The sequence below is a fragment of the uncultured Campylobacter sp. genome, assembly GCF_938002845.1.
GTDB lineage: Bacteria > Campylobacterota > Campylobacteria > Campylobacterales > Campylobacteraceae > Campylobacter_B.
In genome coordinates this window covers 1-20,061 of the sequence record NZ_CALKZP010000009.1, presented here as the reverse complement: position 1 = coordinate 20,061, position 20,061 = coordinate 1, and the positions used below count along the sequence as shown (strand labels likewise).

The 20,061-nt window shown below is 46.0% G+C and carries 18 protein-coding genes; 14 read left to right on the top strand and 4 right to left on the bottom strand.

All coding sequences use genetic code 11. From position 1 onward, the window contains the following. Nucleotides 1–179 precede the first annotated feature (179 nt). Nucleotides 180–2,447 carry a molybdopterin-dependent oxidoreductase gene (locus Q0224_RS10935; RefSeq protein ID WP_366939492.1) on the bottom strand — a complete coding sequence of 756 codons (2,268 nt, stop codon included), beginning with the start codon at nucleotides 2,445–2,447 and terminating at the stop codon, nucleotides 180–182. Nucleotides 2,448–2,841: 394 nt separating this feature from the next. Between Q0224_RS10935 and Q0224_RS00890 the strand changes: the two genes are divergently transcribed. Genes Q0224_RS00890 through Q0224_RS00840 form a run of 11 tightly spaced genes read left to right on the top strand, consistent with a single transcriptional unit; the run spans nucleotide 2,842 to nucleotide 13,243 of the window. Beyond that, entirely contained in the window at nucleotides 2,842–3,441 is a 600-nt protein-coding gene (locus Q0224_RS00890) for a 4Fe-4S dicluster domain-containing protein (protein ID WP_005871891.1), read from the top strand. After that, on the top strand, nucleotides 3,438–5,411 hold the full coding sequence (locus Q0224_RS00885) for a proton-conducting transporter membrane subunit (RefSeq protein ID WP_297948250.1): 1,974 nt from the start codon (nucleotides 3,438–3,440) through the stop codon (nucleotides 5,409–5,411). The genes Q0224_RS00890 and Q0224_RS00885 overlap by 4 nt, the downstream gene beginning before the upstream one ends. A gap of 10 nt (nucleotides 5,412–5,421) precedes the next feature. Further along, nucleotides 5,422–6,360 carry an NADH-quinone oxidoreductase subunit H gene (locus Q0224_RS00880; protein WP_291936444.1) on the top strand — a complete coding sequence of 313 codons (939 nt, stop codon included), beginning with the start codon at nucleotides 5,422–5,424 and terminating at the stop codon, nucleotides 6,358–6,360. A 1-nt stretch (nucleotide 6,361) separates the two neighbouring features. Continuing rightward, nucleotides 6,362–7,006, top strand: coding sequence for a hydrogenase 4 membrane subunit (hyfE, locus tag Q0224_RS00875; RefSeq protein ID WP_291936441.1), 645 nt, complete (start codon nucleotides 6,362–6,364; stop codon nucleotides 7,004–7,006). A gap of 2 nt (nucleotides 7,007–7,008) precedes the next feature. After that, the gene (locus tag Q0224_RS00870; RefSeq protein ID WP_297948247.1) at nucleotides 7,009–8,490 is read left to right on the top strand and encodes a hydrogenase 4 subunit F; all 1,482 of its coding nucleotides are present in this window, start codon (nucleotides 7,009–7,011) and stop codon (nucleotides 8,488–8,490) included. Between the two features lie 2 nt (nucleotides 8,491–8,492). Further along, nucleotides 8,493–10,229, top strand: a complete 1,737-nt coding sequence (locus tag Q0224_RS00865) for an NADH-quinone oxidoreductase subunit C (protein ID WP_005871901.1) — start codon at nucleotides 8,493–8,495, stop codon at nucleotides 10,227–10,229. Continuing rightward, entirely contained in the window at nucleotides 10,226–10,765 is a 540-nt protein-coding gene (locus Q0224_RS00860; protein ID WP_177386902.1) for a formate hydrogenlyase complex iron-sulfur subunit, read from the top strand. The genes Q0224_RS00865 and Q0224_RS00860 overlap by 4 nt, the downstream gene beginning before the upstream one ends. Next, a complete protein-coding gene (locus Q0224_RS00855; RefSeq protein ID WP_177386901.1) occupies nucleotides 10,762–11,586 on the top strand; it encodes an NADH-quinone oxidoreductase subunit B family protein in 825 nt (274 codons plus the stop codon). The genes Q0224_RS00860 and Q0224_RS00855 overlap by 4 nt, the downstream gene beginning before the upstream one ends. After that, nucleotides 11,583–11,927 carry a formate hydrogenlyase maturation HycH family protein gene (locus Q0224_RS00850; protein ID WP_005871907.1) on the top strand — a complete coding sequence of 115 codons (345 nt, stop codon included), beginning with the start codon at nucleotides 11,583–11,585 and terminating at the stop codon, nucleotides 11,925–11,927. The genes Q0224_RS00855 and Q0224_RS00850 overlap by 4 nt, the downstream gene beginning before the upstream one ends. Then, nucleotides 11,927–12,379, top strand: coding sequence for a hydrogenase 3 maturation endopeptidase HyCI (locus tag Q0224_RS00845; RefSeq protein WP_297948245.1), 453 nt, complete (start codon nucleotides 11,927–11,929; stop codon nucleotides 12,377–12,379). The genes Q0224_RS00850 and Q0224_RS00845 overlap by 1 nt, the downstream gene beginning before the upstream one ends. Further along, nucleotides 12,380–13,243, top strand: coding sequence for a formate/nitrite transporter family protein (locus Q0224_RS00840; RefSeq protein ID WP_005871911.1), 864 nt, complete (start codon nucleotides 12,380–12,382; stop codon nucleotides 13,241–13,243). A 476-nt stretch (nucleotides 13,244–13,719) separates the two neighbouring features. On the opposite strand, the gene Q0224_RS00835 is transcribed toward Q0224_RS00840, so the two are convergent. Then, on the bottom strand, nucleotides 13,720–14,358 hold the full coding sequence (locus Q0224_RS00835; RefSeq protein ID WP_005871915.1) for a Crp/Fnr family transcriptional regulator: 639 nt from the start codon (nucleotides 14,356–14,358) through the stop codon (nucleotides 13,720–13,722). 353 nt (nucleotides 14,359–14,711) lie between these two features. On the opposite strand from Q0224_RS00835, the gene Q0224_RS00830 reads away from it, so the two are divergent. From Q0224_RS00830 to Q0224_RS00820, 3 genes are all read left to right on the top strand, one after another. After that, nucleotides 14,712–15,542 (top strand): class I SAM-dependent methyltransferase, encoded by an 831-nt coding sequence (locus Q0224_RS00830; protein ID WP_297948242.1) that lies wholly within the window; start codon nucleotides 14,712–14,714, stop codon nucleotides 15,540–15,542. 229 nt (nucleotides 15,543–15,771) lie between these two features. After that, complete coding sequence (locus tag Q0224_RS00825; protein ID WP_297948239.1) at nucleotides 15,772–17,184, top strand: sodium:alanine symporter family protein; 1,413 nt, start codon at nucleotides 15,772–15,774, stop codon at nucleotides 17,182–17,184. Between the two features lie 146 nt (nucleotides 17,185–17,330). After that, nucleotides 17,331–18,017, top strand: coding sequence for an MOSC domain-containing protein (locus Q0224_RS00820; protein WP_297948236.1), 687 nt, complete (start codon nucleotides 17,331–17,333; stop codon nucleotides 18,015–18,017). Between the two features lie 553 nt (nucleotides 18,018–18,570). Here Q0224_RS00820 and Q0224_RS00815 read toward each other — a convergent pair. After that, on the bottom strand, nucleotides 18,571–19,137 hold the full coding sequence (locus Q0224_RS00815; RefSeq protein WP_297948233.1) for a hypothetical protein: 567 nt from the start codon (nucleotides 19,135–19,137) through the stop codon (nucleotides 18,571–18,573). Between the two features lie 215 nt (nucleotides 19,138–19,352). Then, nucleotides 19,353–19,727 carry a RidA family protein gene (locus Q0224_RS00810; protein WP_297948230.1) on the bottom strand — a complete coding sequence of 125 codons (375 nt, stop codon included), beginning with the start codon at nucleotides 19,725–19,727 and terminating at the stop codon, nucleotides 19,353–19,355. Nucleotides 19,728–20,061: the final 334 nt, after the last annotated feature.

Below are 20,061 nucleotides of genomic sequence, written 5' to 3'. Positions count from 1 at the left end.
AAAAGCTTATTAATACCGCGAAATTTATTGAATTCTTGAAATTTTTGATCTTTAAAATATCGCAATACAGCTAGATCGTAAAAATTTCATATTATTTGGATTGTTCATACTATTTGAATTGATTGTTAAAAAATAGATTCGGAAGCATAGCCCCCGAATCTACGGATAAGATTAAATTCTTAGAATTTAATCGGATGGTGGTGGAAGTCGTCGTAAACGACCTTGTTGGTCTGAAACTTAATGCGCTTAAGCTCGCGGATACGCAAGAATTCCGCCTCGTCGATCTTTTTAATCTGAATCGCCGCCTTAAACGTAGGAGTTTTGGCGATTAGATCCCAGCCGCCGCTCGTTAACTCGTTGCAGCAGCTCTCCCAGTAGTGATAAGACATCTGAATGATACCATCCATTATACACTCGGTGATGTCTGCTTTGATCGCGATATAGCCGTAGCGGCTCCACGCGACGATGAAATCGCCTTGCGAAATTCCATATCGCTCGGCGAGTTTCGGATTCATTTCCGCAATCGGTCCTATCGCGTCGCCGCCCTGCTCGACGGTCTTAGAGCGCCTAGTCATCGCGCCTCCTGCGTACTCGTAAACTTTACGCGTAGTTAGAAGCTGGATCGGGAACTCCTCGTCGGTCTTCTCATCGACCGAGCCCGCCATTACAGGATAATCTTTCGGCATATTCATACGCTTTGCGAATTCCTCTTTGGCGCTTTCGATCTTGCTCTTATCATCCACAAATAGAACTGGGACAAAATTTCCTTTACCGTCCGGGGTAAAGAATTTTTTATCAAGGTACAATGCAGGTCCGCCCATAGAATTCTCATCAGGGCACGGCCAGTGAAGTCCGTGGTATTTTTTGATGCGGTAATAGCTCATTCCGCCGTAGTTATGCGGAGCTACCCTGCGCACCTCTTCCCAAATCTGCTCTGGAGATTGGAATGTGAAATAATCTCCTAGACCTAAACGTCTGGCAAGCTCGCAGATGATAGCCCAGTCTTGTCTAGCTTGTCCCGGAGGGGCAACTACAATCTCGCTATGCTGTACGCGGCGCTCGGCGTTAGCATAAGTACCCTCCTTCTCGCCGCTGCAAGCTCCAGGAAGCACGACATCTGCTTTGCGGCTCGTCTCGGTTAAGAAAATATCTTGGATCACATACATCTCTACCTGCGAAATCGCGCGCAAGAAGTGGTTTGCGTTCGGATCGGTCATAACCGGGTTTTCACCCATCGTCCAGAAGAATTTTACCCTACCATCAAGAATTGCGTCAGGCACTTCGGTTTTATGAATACCGATCTTGCCATTTAGATGACCTTTCGGCAAATTCCACTGGCGCTCAAACCAATCACGGGCACTCTCGTCGGTTACAGCTTTATAGCCGGTAAATACGTTAGGAAGCATTCCCATATCGCAGCAGCCTTGGACGTTTTCTTGTCCACGGATCGGTAGATCGCCGCTTCCAAGTTCGCCCACATTGCCCGTTACGAGCATTAAATTTGAAATATCACAAACCGCGCCCACGCCGTGATTGAAGTGAGTTACACCCATTCCGTGCGTGATAACCGCAGGTCGTGTAGTAGCGTAAATTCTAGCCGCTTTTCTAATATCTTCAGCGTTTAGCCTAGTGTATTTGGCTACGGCTTCAGGCGAATAATCCTTAACCGCTTCTTTTACATATTCAAAGCCCTTGGTGTATTTCTCAACGAATTCGTGATTTACCAAATCCTCGTCGATAATAGTATGGATTAAAGCGTTGATGACCGGGATATTATGCTCCGGCTCAAGCTGGAGGTGGATATCTGCGCGATTTGCAAATTCCGTCTTAACCGGGTCTATGACGATGAGTTTGGCGCCTCTATTTAGCGCTCTTTGAACGTGCATAGCTACGATCGGGTGACCATTTTCCGGGTTTGAGCCGATCATCATAATGCAGTTGCTGTGAGTTCCGATCTCAGTAAAGCTATTTGTAGCCGCTCCGTTACCGATTGTTTTGGCAAGACCTGCCACAGTCGGAGCGTGTCAAATGCGCGCGCAGTGATCGATATTATTCGTGCCTAAAATTCTAAGTAGCTTCTGCGCTACGTAGTTATCCTCATGCGTACAGCGTGCGGAATAGTTTCCGGCTATCGCGTCAGCGCCGTATTTTTCTTTAACCTCGAGCATCTTTTTAGCAACCAAATCAAGCGCTTCGTCCCAGCTAGCCTCGACCAAATCGCCATCTTTACTAAATTTGCCATTCTTTTTACGAATTAGCGGAGTAGTAAGCCTATCTCTAGAGCCTACGTAATTCCATCCGTAATAACCTTTCAAACATAAACAACCTTGATTTACGGGGTTGTCGCTTACTCCGGTTGCGGATTTAATATAATTGTCTTCCGCAGTCAGCTCGATTTGACAGCCTGTGCCACAATAAGGGCATATGACCTTGCCTTTATTCGCCATATTTTCTCCTTTCGAAAATACTAAACATGCAAAATTACCATATATGCAATTTCGGCACAATTATATAAATTCTTACCTAAAATAAAATTGAAATTTTGCCTTAAGCTAAAAGAATTTTTTCAATTATAATTAGGAGTAAGTTGGGGTAATTTAAGTAGTAATTTAAATTTTAAAATATACTTTAATACTGATATACTAGACTTTTAAAGCAAATAATCAACGAACCGGTTTAAAAAAGAAATTAGTTTTCAAATTTAAGCTTTGAAAGCAAATTTATCAAATAAATTCCAAATATCGTCAGATAAATGACGGAATTTTTTTACGGACTTAAATATAATTACACCAAAATTTTTAGTAAAAAATTTTTAAAATTCCTTAAGTCAAGGAGAAAGGTATGAAACAACATAAATTTGTAATCTGTGATTACAAACGATGTATCGGTTGCACGACGTGCATGGCGGCCTGTTACTCAAGTGCCTACGAGCGCGGCAAGCTTGCTAAATCGCGACTTACCGTGCTTAGACAGGCTTACGGCGTTATGCCTACGCAGTGCAGGCAGTGCGATGACGGACCATGCGCAAATGTCTGCCCTACCGGTGCGCTTCGCTTCGATAATAACTATATCGAATTACACGAAGAAATTTGCATCGGATGTAAGATGTGTACGCTCGCCTGTCCTTATGGCGCGATCAGCTCGAATGCCGAGCTTATGCCGTCAGTAAATTATGCGGTCGAGCCGAAGTATTATCTCGAGATCGAAAGCCAAGCGGGTGCCAAAAGCACCGCCATCAAATGCGATCTATGCAACGGACGCGAGAACGGTCCTGCATGCGTCGAGGTTTGCCCAACTAGCGCTATCATTATGATAGATCCTAAAGAAGGTAAGCATAAATTGGGCTTTGCGATAGACTACGATGCGGCTAATGCTTTTGCAAAAGACGTGTTAAACGGCGAAATCAGTTGCGTCGCCAAAAAAGAAGGAGGCGCAAAATGATAAGCGTCTATACTTTATTTATCGTCAGTGCAGTAATTAGTATCCTTTTATACTGCGCTCCAAAAACTGCCGTTAAGGTGGGATTTGGATTAGGTGCTATCAGCTGTTTTTACGCGATGTGTCATTTCGTAGCCAATATGGGCGTAAGCGATAGCTTCGTTTTGGGCGGCACTTTCTTATATGCGCCAAAATTTGCTTTAAGTCCGCTTGGAAATTTCTTCAGTTTCGTAGTCGTTTTCATAGGCTTTGCAAGCAGCGTTTACGGTATGAGCTACGCTGAGGAATATATCGGAAAGGCAAATATCGGCGTTTTTGCATGTTTATTTAATACCTTCATCTTATCTATGCTTTTAGTCATCAGCGCAGATAATGTATTTTGCTTCGCCGTTTTATGGGAGCTTATGACACTAATCTCGTCATTTCTAATCATAGTAAACGATGGCAAAGGCACGCTCAAAGCCGTTATGGTATATCTAGGTATAGCGCAGATCGGTGCATTTTGTATCACCTGTGGATTACTTATCATTGCAAACTACGCAGGAAGCTTCGAATTTGCGAAGTGGGAAAACGTAAATATGCCGATGGGTGCTTCCGTAGCAGCATTCATCTTGTTTTTGGTCGGCTTCGGCTCAAAAGCAGGAATGTGGCCTTTTCACGTTTGGCTACCGCAAGCTCACCCTGCGGCTCCATCAAATGTCTCTGCGCTAATGAGCGGCGTTATGATTAAAGTAGCGCTCTTTACCCTTGTTAAATTTACACTATTTTTACCGCTAAGCATCTATTTTGGGCTTGCAGTTTTGATCCTAGGAGCAGCTAGCTCGCTTTTTGGCGTTTTATACGCGTTGTGCCAGCACGACTTTAAAGCACTTCTTGCGTATCACTCGGTTGAAAATATCGGCATTATCTTGCTAGGTCTTGGCACTGGAATTTACGGCGTCGCAGCAGGCAATGTAACACTAGCCGCAGTCGGATTTTTAGCAGGCTGCTACCACGTAGTAAATCACGCGATATTCAAAGGCTTACTATTCTTATGTGCAGGCTCTGTAATCCACGCTACTCATACGCAAAATATGGACGTGCTAGGAGGGCTAGCTAAAAAAATGCCTCTAACTGCAGTCGGTATGTTTATCGGCATCATGGGTATTGCAGCACTTCCTCCGGTAAACGGCTTCGTTTCAGAGTGGTTTACCTATCAAGGAATGCTTCAAGGCGCTAAGGAAAGCGGAATTTTCATTAGATACGCTTTCTCGCTAGCAGTAGTCGCACTTGCGCTTACGGGCGTTTTAGTCGGTATGCACTTAAAACTATATGCGGTAATCTTTGCAGGAACCCCAAGAGATGAAAAAATTTGGGAAAATGCAAAAGAAAGTCCTCTTGGAATGGTTTTAGGAATGATCATTTTGATGATAGGCTGCGTGGGATTTGGTGTAGGCGCACACTTCATAGTCGATTACATCATGCAGGCGGTAAATTCTATCACTTCCAATAGCGGGTATGTTGCAAGCCTAGGCGCTTCGTCAATCACTTCACCTTTGGGAAGTATCGTTTCAACTCCTCTTATTGCAGTGATTTTGTGTTCTACAATGTTGCTTCCGTTTATCATCCTAGCGGTTATGAAAGCAAATCGCGACAAACCTCGTGAGACAGATCCTTGGGCATGCGGTTTTAAATATAGCCCTCGCATGCAGATGACCGGCGGTCCTTTTACCGGCGATTTAAGAAAGATTATGGACTGGTTATTTAGAGGTCATAAACGCAGAATAGAGCAAAACGGCTACTTCGGACCGATCGAGTATCACAACCACCCACAAGACATTTGGTGGACGATAATTTATCAACCGGTAATCGATTGGAGTAAGAAGATCGCCGATAAGATAGGAATTATTCAAAGCGGCTATGCAAATTTATATACGCTTTACATCCTAATCTATCTTTGCGCGATACTGGGCGTCGGATATTTCTTGATCTAGGAGGTTTGAGATGCAGACTATACAAACTATATTTTTAATGATATTTCAAGTCGCGGTTATCGTCCTAGTCGCTCCACTCTTCGACGGTATGGCTAGAAAACTTCGAGCCAAGCTTCAGTCGAAACAAGGAAGTGATTTTTTCCAGACTTACCGCGATATTATTAAGCTTTTTAAGCGCGGCAGAACCGTTCCTGCGTGCAGCCACTGGGTATTTAGATGGGCGCCGTTTTTCCTTTTCGCTACTTCGGCAGCGATTTTGGCGGCTATTCCTATTACATACAGCGATCCAACCACCGATAAAATTTTCGGAGCATATTCGGATATTTTCGTTATCCTATATCTAGGCGCGCTTTTGCGCTTCGTATTCGGTGCGGCTTCGATAGATAGCGGTAACCCGTTTGCGGCAACCGGCGGCGGACGCGAGCAGATGCTTGCCGTTTTTGTCGAACCTGTGATGATGATGTGCCTAATCGTAGTAATGATGGCTGCGGGAACTTCAAATTTGGTTGAGATTCAGGGGATGGTACGCAGCGGTCAGATCGGCTATCAAATTCCAAGCTTTGCTGTCGCTTCGATTGCGTTTTTATGGTGCATGTATGTCGAGACCGGCAGAAAGCCATTTGATCTTGCCGAAGCCGAGCAAGAGCTTCAAGAAGGTCTACTTGGCGAATATGCAGGCAGCGATCTCGGCTTAGTGCAAGCGGCGCTTATTTTGAAGCAATTTGCGATGATCGGATTATTCCTAACGATATTTGAGCCGTGGAATTTTAGCAATCCGTTTTTGGCAATCATAATCTTTGTGCTAAAAACTGGCGTATTTTACGTAGCAGCCGTTTTCATCGACAACTTTGGACCACGCTTCAGAATGACTTCGAGCATGCGCAAAATTTCATGCGGCGCTCTTGCCATTGCTTTTGCGGCATTAACGCTTTACGTAGTAGGATTTTAAGATGAATAGTATCGATATTTTAGCAATTTGTATGATCGTAACGTCACTCGCGGTATTCGGACTTAGAAATTTAAAACTTTCGATCGGAATTTACGCGATTCAGACGCTATTTTTGGTAAGCATATTTTTTATGCTGTATTCTAACTTCAATGCGCCGCAGCTTAGAATTTGGGCGATAGTGGCGTTTTTTACGAAGGTTATTTTCGTGCCAGGAATTTTATTTTGGCTAGTTAAAAAGCTGGATGTGATCAGCGAGGATGAGCCGGTAGGCGGCTTTTTCGTAAGCCCCGTTATTGCGATGGGATTTTCGCTAGCGATTGCGATGACAATCAATCCGATCTTGCTTAAATTCTCTCTTATTCAAGAAAGAATCGTTCTAATAGCGGCGGTAACCGTATTTATGATGGGAATTTTCGGCTTCATGCTAAGAAATTCTTTCATCAAGCAAATTCTAGCCTACTGCCTCTTTGAAAACGGCATACACCTAAGCCTTGCACTTATGGCTTACAACTCTCACGAGCTAGTCGAGCTTGGAATTTTAACCGATGCAATCTTTGCGGTTATTATTATGAGCATTTTGGCGGTTAGATTTTACAAAGCTTATGACGGGCTTGATACGTCTAAAGCTTCGAATTTAAGGGGTTAATGATGAATAGTTTAGCTTTTATATTAATTTTTCCGTTGCTCGGAGCGCTGATATTATTCTTATGCCCTAAGAATTTCAAGCTCCTAAGCTCGCTACACGTTTTGATTTCTGCAGTTACATCCGCAGGACTACTCTGTAACGTAGGCAAGCTTATCAGCGGCAACTTCGAGGCGTTTTACGCATACGATAAATTCCTATTCCTAGATAGCCTAGGTTGCGTATTTTTAGTGCTAATCGCCGTAACGGGCTTTTTGGTAAATTTATACTCCACCACCTATATGAAATGGGAGATACAGGGCGGCCATCTGGATCTTAGCGATCTTAGAAAATACTACGCGCTCTGCCACGTTTTCGTTTTTACGATGACGCTTAGCGTGATCTGTAACAACGTTGCGTTTATGTGGGCTGCGGTAGAGGCTACTACGTTAGCATCGGTATTTTTGGTCGCTATTCATAAAGATAAAAAATCCACCGAGAGCGGTTACAAATATATCGTTATCTGCTCGATCGGCTTAGCGTTTGCGCTTTATGCGACCGTTTTACTATATGCGGCTACATTCAAAATCACGGGCGATGGCGAGGCTTCGATGCTTTGGACGAGCATTATGGATAATGCCAAAAATTTAAACGGCGATGCTGCTAAGCTTATCTTTATATTCGCTCTAATAGGCTTTGGAACCAAAGCAGGACTTGCTCCTACTCACACTTGGCTTCCTGACGTTCACGCAGAAGGTCCGGCTCCGATTTCGGCACTACTTTCGGGTGTGCTTTTAAAATGTGCGATGCTAGCGATATTTAGATATTACGCGGTAACCGCCGAAGCGGTAGGGCCAGACTTCGTTAAGCACGTGATGCTGATTTCGGGCACGATCACGCTATTTATAGCAGGAATTTTCCTAGTTCGTCAGCACGACGTGAAAAGGATGTTTGCTTACCACTCGGTCGTTCATATGGGTGTTATTGCATTTGCGCTAGGTATCGGCGGATATTTCGGCTTGCTTGCCGCGATCTTTCACTGCTTAGCTCATAGCTTTACTAAGGCTCTTGCATTCTGCTCTACCGGTAATATCGCTAGAATTTACGGTCACAAAGATATGACTAGAATGGGCGGTATGGTAAAAATCGCTCCGCTTACTACGATAATGTTTGGTGCTGCGGTTTGCTCGCTCGTAGGCGTTCCTGCGTTTGCGATCTTTGTAAGCGAATTTAACGTTTTCAAAGGCGCGATAGCCAGCGGTCAATACATAGCCGTAGCATTATTTGCGATCGCGCTCGTAATTATTTTCATTGCGGACTTCGCACACTTTAATCTAGCGAGCTTCGGTACGCCTAAAGGTGAAGTGGTTTATGCTAAAGAGATGAGCTTGTTTGAAAATTTACCGCTAATCTTGCTTTGCGCTTTAGTGATAATTTTCGGCGTATGGCACGTAGGCGATTTTTGGATGCTCGTCGAAAACGGCGTTAGAATAATGATGAGAGGTTAAAAATGAGAGGCGATAAATTTATAGAAATTTTAAAGACCAAAGTCAAGGTCTTAGAAGTTACCCGCCAAGCCGAGGATCAAATCACCGTTTTAGTGGATAGAAATGATCTGCCGCTTGCGGTTAAGACGCTATATTATGACATCGGCGGTTTTATCAGCACGATGATCCCTAACGATGAGCGCGAGCTAAACGGAAATTTCGCGCTTTACTATGCGATATCTATGGAAGGTGGCAAAATGACCGAAGCGGAGGATTTCGCCGCAGAGGATAAATGCTTCATCACCGTTAGGACGCTAATTCCTGGATCGGATCCGACATTCCCGTCGGTTACTCCTTTAGTGCCTGCTTGCGTATGGTACGAAAGAGAAGCTTTCGATATGTTCGGCTTAATCGCCGAAGGCTTGCCTGATAAACGTCGTTTGGTGTTAAGCGACGATTGGCCCGATGGGCTTCATCCACTTCGCAAAGACGCGATGGACTATCGCTATAGACCCGATCCTGTAGATCATAAAGACGAACCTAATGCAGAGTTTTTATTTCCTAGCGGTGATGGCGTAGTAGATGTTCCACTTGGACCTCTTCACGTAACGAGCGATGAGCCGGGACACTTTAGACTATTTTGCGACGGCGATGAGATTATCGATGCAGACTACCGCTTGTTTTATCAACACCGCGGTATGGAGAAGCTAGCTGAAAACCGAATGAATTACGATCAGATGGGCTATTTAGCAGAGCGCGTCTGTGGAATTTGCGGCTACGCTCACGCGATTGCGTGTATTGAAGCAGCAGAGAAAGCCATCAAGCTTGAAATTCCGCTTCGTGCGCAAGCCATCCGCGTCATCTGCCTTGAGATCGAACGCCTTCACAGCCATCTTTTAAATATCGGTCTAGCCTGCGAGGTAACAGGTAACTACAACGCCTTCATGCATATCTTTAGGGTGCGCGAATACTCTATGGAGTTAGCTCAGCTCGTAACCGGCGGCCGCAAGACCTACGGCAATGTAATTATGGGCGGACTTCGCCGCGATATGACCGACAATGAAATTCGCAAGAGCATCGAGATCATCAACAAGCTCGACGTTCAAATTTCTGAAATTTGGGACGCCGTTATGGAGGATAAACGCCAAATCGGTCGCTGGAAAGGTGTGGGCGTATTAGATCGCAAAGTGGCGCGTGATTTTAGCCCGGTAGGTCCAAATATGAGAGCTTCCGGCTTTAAACGCGACAACCGCTACGATCATCCTTATGATTTCTTCAACAAGATAGAATTCGAAGTAGCCGTAGAGCACGGTGGCGATGTATTCAGCCGCGAAGTCGTAAGATATAAAGAGCTTAAACAATCGATCCACATCATCAGGCAGTGCTTGCATCAAATGCCGCAAACTCCGATAATGATCGATCCACAGACTATGATCAGACCGGAAAACTACGCTTTAGGTCACGACGAAGCACCGCGCGGCGAAAATGTCCACTGGATCATGCAAGGAAACGCTCAGAAGGTTTACCGCTGGAGATGTCGCGCCGCTACGTATAACAACTGGCCGAGCTTGCGATTTCAATTCCGCGGAAATAACATCTCCGATGCGGCGCTAATCGTATGCTCGATGGATCCGTGCTACTCATGCACCGAGCGCGTAACTTTAGTCGATATTAATAGCGGAAAGAGTAAAATTCTAACCGAAAAAGACCTTAAGAAATTTTGCCAAGACGGCAAGGTTAGCAAAAAGGATTTAAGATGATGAAATTATTCGACATTACCGAAAAATATGGTAAGGCGACCTATGCTTATCCGTTTGAGCCATACATCGTGCCCGAGAATTTTCGCGGGCAGCCTGAATACACCTATGAGCTTTGCATAGGCTGTGCCGCGTGCGGTATCGCCTGCCCATCCAATGCGATCGAGCTTAAGATGAATGAAGCTCAAACCAAGCTTATTTGGGAATTTGATTGCGGACGCTGCATATTTTGCGGTCGCTGCGACGAGGTATGCCCTACGGGAGCGGTAAGGCTAGGCAATAGCTTTGAGCTAGCGGTAAAATTTGATAAAAGCGCGCTTATCCAACACGGCGAGCTTGAGATGGAGAAATGCAGCTGCTGCGGCAAGCCGATGACCCCAAAAAGGCTCATCAATTACACGCTAGAAAAGCTAAGTACTGCAAATTTGCTCCCAGGCAGATTAGAAGAAGCTAAAAAATATCTCTATATCTGTCCTGAATGCAAAAAAGCTCAAGCGGTCGAAAGAGTGACCAAAGGTATAGAGGAGGCAATAAAATGAGTTTGTATCAAGTCCCCGAAAATATTAAAAACGCAAACGATCTAACCGCAAAATTGGAGCTTTTGAAAAATATCAAACGAAGCTTCAGCGTTTATCGTATCGATTGCGGAAGTTGCAATGGCTGTGAAATCGAAATTTTTGCTTCTATCACGCCGATGTGGGATCCGGAGCGCTTCGGATTTAAACTCGTAGCTAACCCTCGCCACGCAGATATCTTAGTCTGCACCGGCCCGGTTACTCGACAGATGTATTATCCGCTGCTCCGCGCTTATGAGGCTGCACCTGATCCAAAGATCGTAGTAGCTCTTGGGGCCTGCGGAAGCACTGGCGGAATTTTTCATGACGCATATAGCGTATGGAGTGGTATCGATAAGATTGTACCGGTAGATGTTTATATCCCAGGCTGCCCTCCGCATCCTGCTAGCATCATCTATGGTCTTGGCATGGCGCTTGGCATCATTGATCAAAAGCTTCAAAAGAAGAGCTATGAGCAAGATAGCACTCTTCCGCCACCGGTTAAGAGTTCAGTTATCGGCGATATTTTATTCGAGCGCGATCTGCAAGCTGAAGCTAAGAGGCTGATGAGCTATATTTTCGGAAGAGTTTTATTCGCAAAATATATGGATGCGATCAAAACCTCATCTGACGTTCACGATCCAAAAGCTTCTCGCGAGGCTCTACTTAACGCTATCCACACCGAAGAGGATCCTAGATACGCGGAGTGCATGGCACTATTGCACAATGACGTATATCTAAAATACGCCCGCGCTACGGAGGAATTTAAGATCGATCCGCAAAAAGAGGTCTGGAGCAAACGATGATTGAGGTTTTTAAGCTTACAAAGCGGCATATGGACGAAAACGAAAATTTACCCAAAGAACTAAAGGATATCAAGGTTTTTTCCACCTGCGTCGGTCACGGCGTAGGTACGATAGATTTTAGCGAAAAGGTACTTGAGATAGACGATGAAGAATTTAAACGCATCATCGAAAACTCGGGCGACTACGTTAAATTTAAGATCGGTAACCTAAGCAAGTATTTCGAGATTGAAATTTTTGCCGAGCACGCAGCTAAGCTAATCCCTCAGCTTTGCGAATGTGAGCTTAAAGATCTGCTAAAAAATATGCGCGAAGGATATTTCGTGCTAAGGAAGGATTTTTGATGCGAAAGGCGTTGCTTTGTATCGGCAATCCCCTTCGCGGCGACGATGACGTGGGCAATGAAACAGGGCGAATAGTCGAGGCAAACTTAAAAGATTGGCGCGTTTTTTATGGGCAGGATGTGCCCGAAAACGAATTTGCAGCACTTAGGGAATTCGCCCCTGAAATTCTGATCGTAGTAGATGCGATGAGCGGCTTTGATGAGGATAAGATAGAATTTTTCGACCTCAGCAACGATCGCGACTATATCTACTCGACGCATAACCTACCTACGCCGGTGCTTCTAAGCTATCTGCGCAAAATTTGCCCAAAGACGTTGTTTTTGGGCATAAGCGTGCTACTCGATAATGTCCTTGATTTCAAAGAAGGGCTGAGCGAGAGCGCAAAAAAAAGCGCGCAAAGAGCTTATGAGCGTATCTTAGAAATTGATTCAAATTTAAATGAGGAGGAGTAAATGTTAAATCCTGCAGAAACCGCGCAAGCGGTGTCTAGTTCGATGCAACACAAGGCGCATACCCCGCTAATTAGCATAATTTTTCTAGCTATAATGGCGGGCGCTGCAATCGCTATGGGTGATATTTTCTGGGCTCACTCGACCGTCGGAATGGCTGAAAAGCAATCTATTGGCTTATCGAATTTCATCGGCGGTATTACCTTTAGCTGCGGTCTGATGATGGTGGTTTTTTACGGTGGGCATCTATTTACCAGCTCGGTTTTAACGGGCGTACCTGCTGCCGATGGCAAATTACCGCTAGGTAAAACAATCGGCTATTGGGCTATCGTTTGGTGCTTTAACTTTGTAGGTGGCGCGTTAATCGCGTATATGTATTATTACTCAGGACTTCCGCTTAAATATGATGGCTACATCTTGCAGCACTTCATTCCTGCAGCAGCAGGCAAAATAAACGCACCTTTTCATGAGCTATTCATCCGCGGAATTTTTTGTAACGTGTTTGTATGTATGTCTATCTGGACTGCAACCAGCGAGAGCAATCTATCGGGTAAATTCTTTGCAATTATGTGGATGATCGGCGCATTCGTAGCTTGCTCGATGGAACACTGCGTTGCAAATATGTTTATCCTAACTGAAGGTATCATCGCTAAAGGCCACTACCTTGCGGCTGCAGGTGGCGATGTAAATGCTCTTGCAAGCTCGCTTCACGGTGTAACGGCGGCTCAAATAGATTCAATAAACTGGGGAAATTTCATCGTTAAAAATATGATCCCAGTTACGCTAGGTAACATCTGCGGCGGTCTATTTTTCGTAGGCTTGGTCGGATTTATGGTAAATAAATACGATATGAAAAAGAAAGACTAATCTATCGCGCTTCGGCACGATATAAACAAAATATGGCGCGGCACTTTGCCGCGCATTTTTAGTTTCTTAAATTTTGATGCGTAAAATTTCGCTCGATCCAAAATTTTAAATTCCATTGCAATACATAAAATTACAGCTTGATTTAAAATTTTAAATTCCATAGCTTGCCGCTAAATTTAAAATTCTAAAGCTTCGCGTTTCAGGATAGTGGATAAAATTCAAAAGTGAACTACGTGTTAAAATTTTAAGCAAATTCAAAACAGAATTTTAAACGAGACCACAAACCCAAATTTTATATAAGTTAAAATTTTAGACGAAATCCTAACGAAATTCGGGATGAAATTCTAAAACCAAGCTCTTGATAAAAATTTTACGCTGTAAATTTAGGCAAAATTCTACTCTGCAACTTTAGACAAAATTTCGCGCCTAAGCCGTAACGTAAGCCGCATAAATGCTTTAAAAACTCTAGCCCGCGCCTAAACACAGTAGCTAAGCAATCTGTCGTAGTCTAGGATCAAAAACTCGTGCTGGCTGATTTTTTGAATTACGTTATCTTTTACGAGCTCGTTAAACGCGGTACTCGCGCTTTGGCGCTTGAGCCCCACAAAGGATGAAAGCACCTTTAGCGAAAAGGGCAAAAAGACGTATTTGTAGCCGTTTTGATGAAAATTCTGCTCGTTTGCAAGCTCGATCAAAAAGCTCGCGATGCGCCCTTTTGCATTTTCAAAAAGTATAGAGCGTGTGATTTTGCGCTGCAGCAGAATTATCTCTGTTAAAATTTTTATATATGCCTCGCAAAAGCTGCGATTTGCCAAGATCTCCCCTAGTCCGCTCGCATCGATCGTGTAAATCTCGCTGTCCTCTAAAAACTCAAGCGCGCAAATTTCATTAAGAATGGTAATATTGTCCTTATTTAGGTAGTTGATGATGAATTCCTCGCCGTCTTCAAAAAACGAAAGCTTCGCCTGTCCACTTTTAAAAATAAAAACTTTAGGCGCCTCGCTATAAAAAACATAGCCTTTTTTGATGACTTGGTGCTCGAACATTGCAAGCTCCTCGTCGCTAAGCGTGGCGATAGCCTCGGTTTGCAGTAGTCCCAGCCGCGATTTTTCCATATAACCTCCAAAAGCTAAGAATTATACAATGAAATATTTAGACAAAGATAAAGCTGCGCGGATTAAATTTACCATCCGCACTATGGCTGCGCATCTGGGTCGCCTAAGCTAATAAATTTTATAGCTTTTAAAATTCTAAATTTTACCCGCGCTTTGCATCGCGTAAAATTTCAAAAATTTATTGAGCCTTATGTGGCGAAATTATAGCCAAAACCCGCGGCGCGAATTTAAAATTCTGTCTCTAAATAAAAATTCATATCATTTCATTGAAATTTTATTTAGCAAGGATATAATAATGCATATTAAAAATAAGCGGTATTTTGCTCGCGATGACACCGCAAGAAAGGCACTTCATGCAAAAGTTAAATTTTAAAGATAACGTCTCCGAGACGCTACTAATCAACGTCTATATGCGCCATCTGGATTTCAAAGACGCGGATCCGATCCTAAACGATCCGTTTTCAAGCGCCGTCGTAGAGCAGATCGATTATGATTTTGCAAAATTCGACGACGCGCACCTTAGCAAGACGGGCACCGTGATCCGCGCGAAATTTTTCGACGACGAGACGCTGCGGCTCGCGGCGGAGCTTGATCGCCCTATCATCGTGCAGCTCGGTGCCGGGCTCGACACCCGCCCGCTTAGGCTCCAACACGCCCTGCCGAACGCCCTATTTTACGACCTCGACCTACCCGATGTCATCGCCGCACGCGATGCGCTGCTACCCAAAGCTCAGAACAACTTTAGCTTGCCCTACTCGATGCTAGATCCCTCGTGGATGGACAAGCTAGTCGCAAAGCACGGCAGCGCGGGCTACATCTTTATCTTAGAGGGCGTGAGTATGTATTTTGAAAAGGAGGAATTTAAAAAATTTTTTATCGCGCTTGCGCGTAAATTTTGCGGCTACGTGCTGAGTGACTTTATGAGCGAGTTTTCGGTAAGAAAATTCGACTCCAAACGCCACGACGCGATGCGGCACATGCAAAACGCACCTTTTAAAATGGGTATCGGCAGCGGCGCAGAGGTGCAGAGCTGGGAGCCCGCGCGTATCCGCTTCATAAAAGAAGCCGCGATGATGAAAATGTATCGCGACCACTGGAGCCTCAAAGCGCGCCTCTTTAGCCTGATCCCCGCCTTTTGTAACGCTTGCAAGATGTTCGTTTTCAAAATCGGCGGTGATGAATAATAAGGCTTAAAATTTCAGTTGATTGCTTTTCAAATTTCGACAGCTAAGGCGGGAATTCTAAGCTGCTTATCTGGCAAGCTGGCATGCAGCAAACGGCACATACCGCTTTGCTTAATACTTGAGTAAAATTATAAAGACGCTTTAAAATTTCGCTTAAATTTCTCTCGATTTATAGGAATTTAAGAGTTTTTAAAATATATTTTCGCATCTTAAATTCACGGAAAAGATCATGCAAAATTTTCTCGACAAATTCACCGCCACAATTGACGCGATCAACTCCTTTTTGTGGGGTCCGTACTTTCTAATCGCCCTACTTTGCGGCACCGGCGCATATTTTACGGCGCGCTTGCATCTGGTGCAGATTTTTAAATTTAAAATGGGCGCGCGCAAGCTTTTCAGCAACTTCTCCCTGCACGGCGAGGCTGCGGGTAAAAGCGGCATGAGCTCGTTCCAAGCCGTCGCCACGGCGATCGCGGCGCAGGTAGGCACCGGCAACCTGGTAGGCGCCAGCACCGCGTTAGTGATGGGCGGGCCGGGCGCGATATTTTGGATGTGGTGCGCGGCGTTTTTGGGTATGGCGACGAATTTCGCAGAGATCTGCCTGGCTCAAATTTACCGCACCAAGGACGACAGCGGGCATATGATCGGAGGGCCCGCGTTTTACATCAGCCGCGGACTTAAAAGTCCATTTGCCAAGCCTTTAGCGGCGTTTTTTGCGCTAGCCATCATCTTTGCTTTGGGTTTCATGGGCAATATGGTGCAGGCAAACTCCATCTCAGACGGCTTTAGCGGCGCATTCGGGATTCCGAAGTGGGTGAGCGGCGCAGCCTTAGCACTCATCTGCTGCGTCATCTTTTTCGGCGGCGTCAAGGCAATCGCGCGCGTAGCCGAAAAGGTCGTGCCACTAATGGCGATCTGCTACGTGCTGGTGGGTCTCGTCATCATCGGCTCAAATTTCGATAAAATTCCATCCGCCATCGCGCTGATATTCAAAGCTGCGTTCGATCCATCGGCTGCCTGGGGCGGCGCTACGGGCGCTACGATCGCCACTGCGATGAGATACGGCATCGCGCGCGGGCTCTTTTCAAACGAAGCGGGCATGGGCTCGACGCCGCACGCACACGCCGCGGCAAACGTCAAACACCCCGTAGATCAAGCCGTGCTCGGCATAATGGGCGTTTTCGTCGATACATTCATCGTGCTTAACATCACCGTTTTCGTCGTACTCAGCACCGACGTAGTCACCTTCGAAAACGGCAAGGCAGTATTTTCGGGCATCTCGCTGGTGCAGGAGGCCTTCGGATCGCAAATTTTGGGTCGCAGCGGCGGCTACGGCTTCGTGGCGATCTGCCTGTTTTTCTTCGCATTTACCACGATTTTGGGCTGGTATTACTTCGCCGAGATCAACGTGCGATACCTCCTGGGCGCAAAATTCGTCAAGCTCTTGCAAATTTTGGTCGTCGCATTCGTATTCATAGGAAGCGTGCAAAAGATCGACCTAGTCTGGGGGCTAGCCGATATGTTTAACGGACTGATGGTGATCCCAAACTTAATCGCAATCATCCTACTTAGCCCCGTCGTCGTGCGGCTTTTGAGCGACTTTAACGACGGCAAAAGCTACGACGCAAACGACTACAAATAACGCCGCGCGCTAAATTTCAAGCCCGCACTTGGAATTTAGCGCAAAATCGCTGTAAAATTTAGAATTTTAAAATTCTTTTCTAGCTAAAATCCTAGCCTAAATTTTATGATTTAAGGAGAACGCATGCAAATTTTAAGGAGCGAAAAATGCCCGTTTTAAAGGCATTGCTGACCGGGCAACCGCGCGCTTACGGCGACGAGCGCGCTACGCAGCCTCTAAAAAGGCGCTGGAAGACGGCGATTTTTAAGCAAGCTAGAGCTGGCGAAGTGCACGCAAATGAGCTTGGATTCGAGGGCGACGCGGTAGCCGACACGCTGCATCACGGCGGAGAGGAAAAGGCTATTTTTGCCAACTCGCTGCAAAATTACGCCGCGTGGGAGAGGTTTTTGGGGCTTAAAAATCTAGCCTATGGCGCAATGGGCGAAAACCTCACGATCAGCGGATTACACGAGCAAAACGTCTGCATCGGCGATGTGCACCGCATAGGCTCGCTGGTGCTGCAAGTAAGCCAGCCGCGCAAGCCCTGCTACAAGCTCTCGATGCGCTGGGGTAACGCGGAGATGACGGCGGAGATCGCGCGCAGCGGACTTACAGGCTGGTACTACCGCGTACTAGAGACCGGCTCGTGCCGCGCAGGCGACGAGATCTACGTCGTAGAGCGCGACCCCGCTATGATGAGCGTGATGGAGCTCAACCGCCTATTTTACGGCGAGCGTATCGATGAAGGGCTGTTAGCAAAATTTAACCTGCTTACGACGCTTACTCCAAAATGGCGCGAGGATATGCGCCGCAAGCTAGAGGGCAGCTACGACGACGGCTTTATGCGGCTATGAAATTTAGCCTCGAAGCGGCGCGATAAAACCAGCAAAGCAGCGCCGCGCCTTGTTGTTTTAAAACACACTCTTGGCGCGGATTTCAAAATACTTTCTAAGCCGCCGATGCTAAGTTTCAAGACACTTCTTGGCTACTCAATATCGGCTTACAAAAAATACTTTCTTGATGCAAGCTGCAAATTCAGACTAAATTCCAAAGACGAAATTTTAATTTGATCCGCGCTGATCGCGCACAAATGCGATCTATTTTCGCACTCTGTTTTGCAGTGCGACACAGGCTGCAAGCGAAATTAAAGAAGCGAATTTAACCGCACTTAGAATTTAATCTTTTATGAAATCTAAATTTAGCCGCACATTCAAAGCCGCAAGTGCCGCTCTTTGTAAATTTTAAAATTTAAAAGCGGTAAATTTAATCCCCTTGCTACGCAGCGATTTTTTCCAAAATTAAAAAGCGAACTATTTTTACTCGCGCAACACACTCATCTCGCAAATTTAGCGGCGTGGCTCTTACGCTGCAAACGAGCTTCCGCAAAGCTTTGTAACGCGCGCCAAATTAAGCGCCAAATGCTTGCCAGCCGCATTCAAAGCCGTTTATAGCGCTAGCTATAAATAGAATTTTGCGCGGCGCGTCGTCTGCCCGCTCGCTTGCTATCTCTTTCGTCGCTCCACTTGCTGCGTCATCTGCCGCCTCGCTTGTTGTTGCGCCCGCCGTTTTACACGTCGTTTCATCTGCCGCTTCGGCATTCATATCGTGCGCCGTGTTGGGCGAGCCGTCCGCTATACCGCCGTCGTCGCTTGCGGGCGAAATTTTAAAATAATACTCCTCGTCCTCGAGCTGCAAAAATACGAGCTCATCCGCGGCGAATAGGTCGTTTTTGAGATTTATCTTATACGTGTAGCAGATGCCCTCATCGGCACTATCCGCAAACTCGGGCGGTGCGATCGTTTTTAGCTCCGTCCCCGCCGCGCTGATGCTAGCGTATCTTAGCAGTATCTGCTTGTAGCTCACAGGCAGCGCAAAACCAAGCCGCCGCTGCGCCTGCACGATCCACGCGGGCTCTATGTCGCTGCGCCCCGCGGCCGTGATATTTTTAGATTTTTGAATAAGCTTTTCTATCATTTTGATCTCATTTTGAGCGAGAAATTTTAACGCCTTAGCACACCAGACGCGCTGTTTGCATAGACCTGCGGGCGTTTGGCGCGGCTTTGAAAATCTAAATTTAAAAGCTCGGGCAGCTACAAAACCAAAGCGAGCCGTTTAAAATTTCGGCGGCCCGCGTCTAAATTTTAACCGCAAGCGCAAACCCGCAATGTCCTAGTGATCCAAATTTAGCGCTACTTAGCCAGCGCTATTACTTCGATCTCCACAAGTGCCCCTTTGGGTAGTTTGGCGACCTGCACCGTGCTGCGAGCTGGCTTGTGCGCGCCGAATGCCGCCGCGTATATCTCGTTCACCGCGGCGAAATCGCCCATATCGGCTAGGAAAATCGTCGTTTTGACGGCATCTTGCAGCGTCGCGCCCGCTTCTTTTAGGATCGCGGCGAGGTTTTGCAAAACCTGCCTTGCCTGCGCCTCCACGCCGCCAGCGACAAACTCGCCGCCCGGTTTAAGCGCGATCTGCCCCGAGGTAAAGATGAGCCCGCCCGCCTTGATCGCCTGGGAGTACGGTCCGATGGCCTGCGCCGCATCGGGAGTTGAGATGATCTGCATACTAAATCCTTCGTGAAAAATTTAGCCCATTTTATCGCAAAATATTTTAGCATTGCTTTAGGCGGCGGAATTTTGCGAGCGGACGGACAAGATTGCGGGTGTGGCGGGTGTGAGGAAATTTAACGGGTGCAAATTTCATCGGCGATAGCGGAGTGGAACAGCATGCGCAGCGGTGCGGTTAAATTTATCGCGCAAATACAGCTAGCAATATGGCGAGGGGCTAGCGCGGAAAGCGAGCCGTGGCGACGGAACGGCAAAATTTAAAATAACAGACGGGCGCGGAAACAGCGCGTAGAAATGCGGCTAAATTTAACCGGTGCGAGTGGATTTGGTA

Bases quoted from the DNA above. Each gene is read 5' to 3' on its own strand.
- Q0224_RS00890 (WP_005871891.1), top strand. From the start codon at position 2,842: ATGAAACAACATAAATTTGTAATCTGTGATTACAAACGATGTATCGGT.
- Q0224_RS00885 (WP_297948250.1), top strand. From the start codon at position 3,438: ATGATAAGCGTCTATACTTTATTTATCGTCAGTGCAGTAATTAGTATC.
- Q0224_RS00880 (WP_291936444.1), top strand. From the start codon at position 5,422: ATGCAGACTATACAAACTATATTTTTAATGATATTTCAAGTCGCGGTT.
- hyfE (WP_291936441.1), top strand. From the start codon at position 6,362: ATGAATAGTATCGATATTTTAGCAATTTGTATGATCGTAACGTCACTC.
- Q0224_RS00870 (WP_297948247.1), top strand. From the start codon at position 7,009: ATGAATAGTTTAGCTTTTATATTAATTTTTCCGTTGCTCGGAGCGCTG.
- Q0224_RS00865 (WP_005871901.1), top strand. From the start codon at position 8,493: ATGAGAGGCGATAAATTTATAGAAATTTTAAAGACCAAAGTCAAGGTC.
- Q0224_RS00860 (WP_177386902.1), top strand. From the start codon at position 10,226: ATGATGAAATTATTCGACATTACCGAAAAATATGGTAAGGCGACCTAT.
- Q0224_RS00855 (WP_177386901.1), top strand. From the start codon at position 10,762: ATGAGTTTGTATCAAGTCCCCGAAAATATTAAAAACGCAAACGATCTA.
- Q0224_RS00850 (WP_005871907.1), top strand. From the start codon at position 11,583: ATGATTGAGGTTTTTAAGCTTACAAAGCGGCATATGGACGAAAACGAA.
- Q0224_RS00845 (WP_297948245.1), top strand. From the start codon at position 11,927: ATGCGAAAGGCGTTGCTTTGTATCGGCAATCCCCTTCGCGGCGACGAT.
- Q0224_RS00840 (WP_005871911.1), top strand. From the start codon at position 12,380: ATGTTAAATCCTGCAGAAACCGCGCAAGCGGTGTCTAGTTCGATGCAA.
- Q0224_RS00835 (WP_005871915.1), bottom strand. From the start codon at position 14,358: ATGGAAAAATCGCGGCTGGGACTACTGCAAACCGAGGCTATCGCCACG.
- Q0224_RS00830 (WP_297948242.1), top strand. From the start codon at position 14,712: ATGCAAAAGTTAAATTTTAAAGATAACGTCTCCGAGACGCTACTAATC.
- Q0224_RS00825 (WP_297948239.1), top strand. From the start codon at position 15,772: ATGCAAAATTTTCTCGACAAATTCACCGCCACAATTGACGCGATCAAC.
- Q0224_RS00820 (WP_297948236.1), top strand. From the start codon at position 17,331: ATGCCCGTTTTAAAGGCATTGCTGACCGGGCAACCGCGCGCTTACGGC.
- Q0224_RS00815 (WP_297948233.1), bottom strand. From the start codon at position 19,137: ATGATAGAAAAGCTTATTCAAAAATCTAAAAATATCACGGCCGCGGGG.
- Q0224_RS00810 (WP_297948230.1), bottom strand. From the start codon at position 19,727: ATGCAGATCATCTCAACTCCCGATGCGGCGCAGGCCATCGGACCGTAC.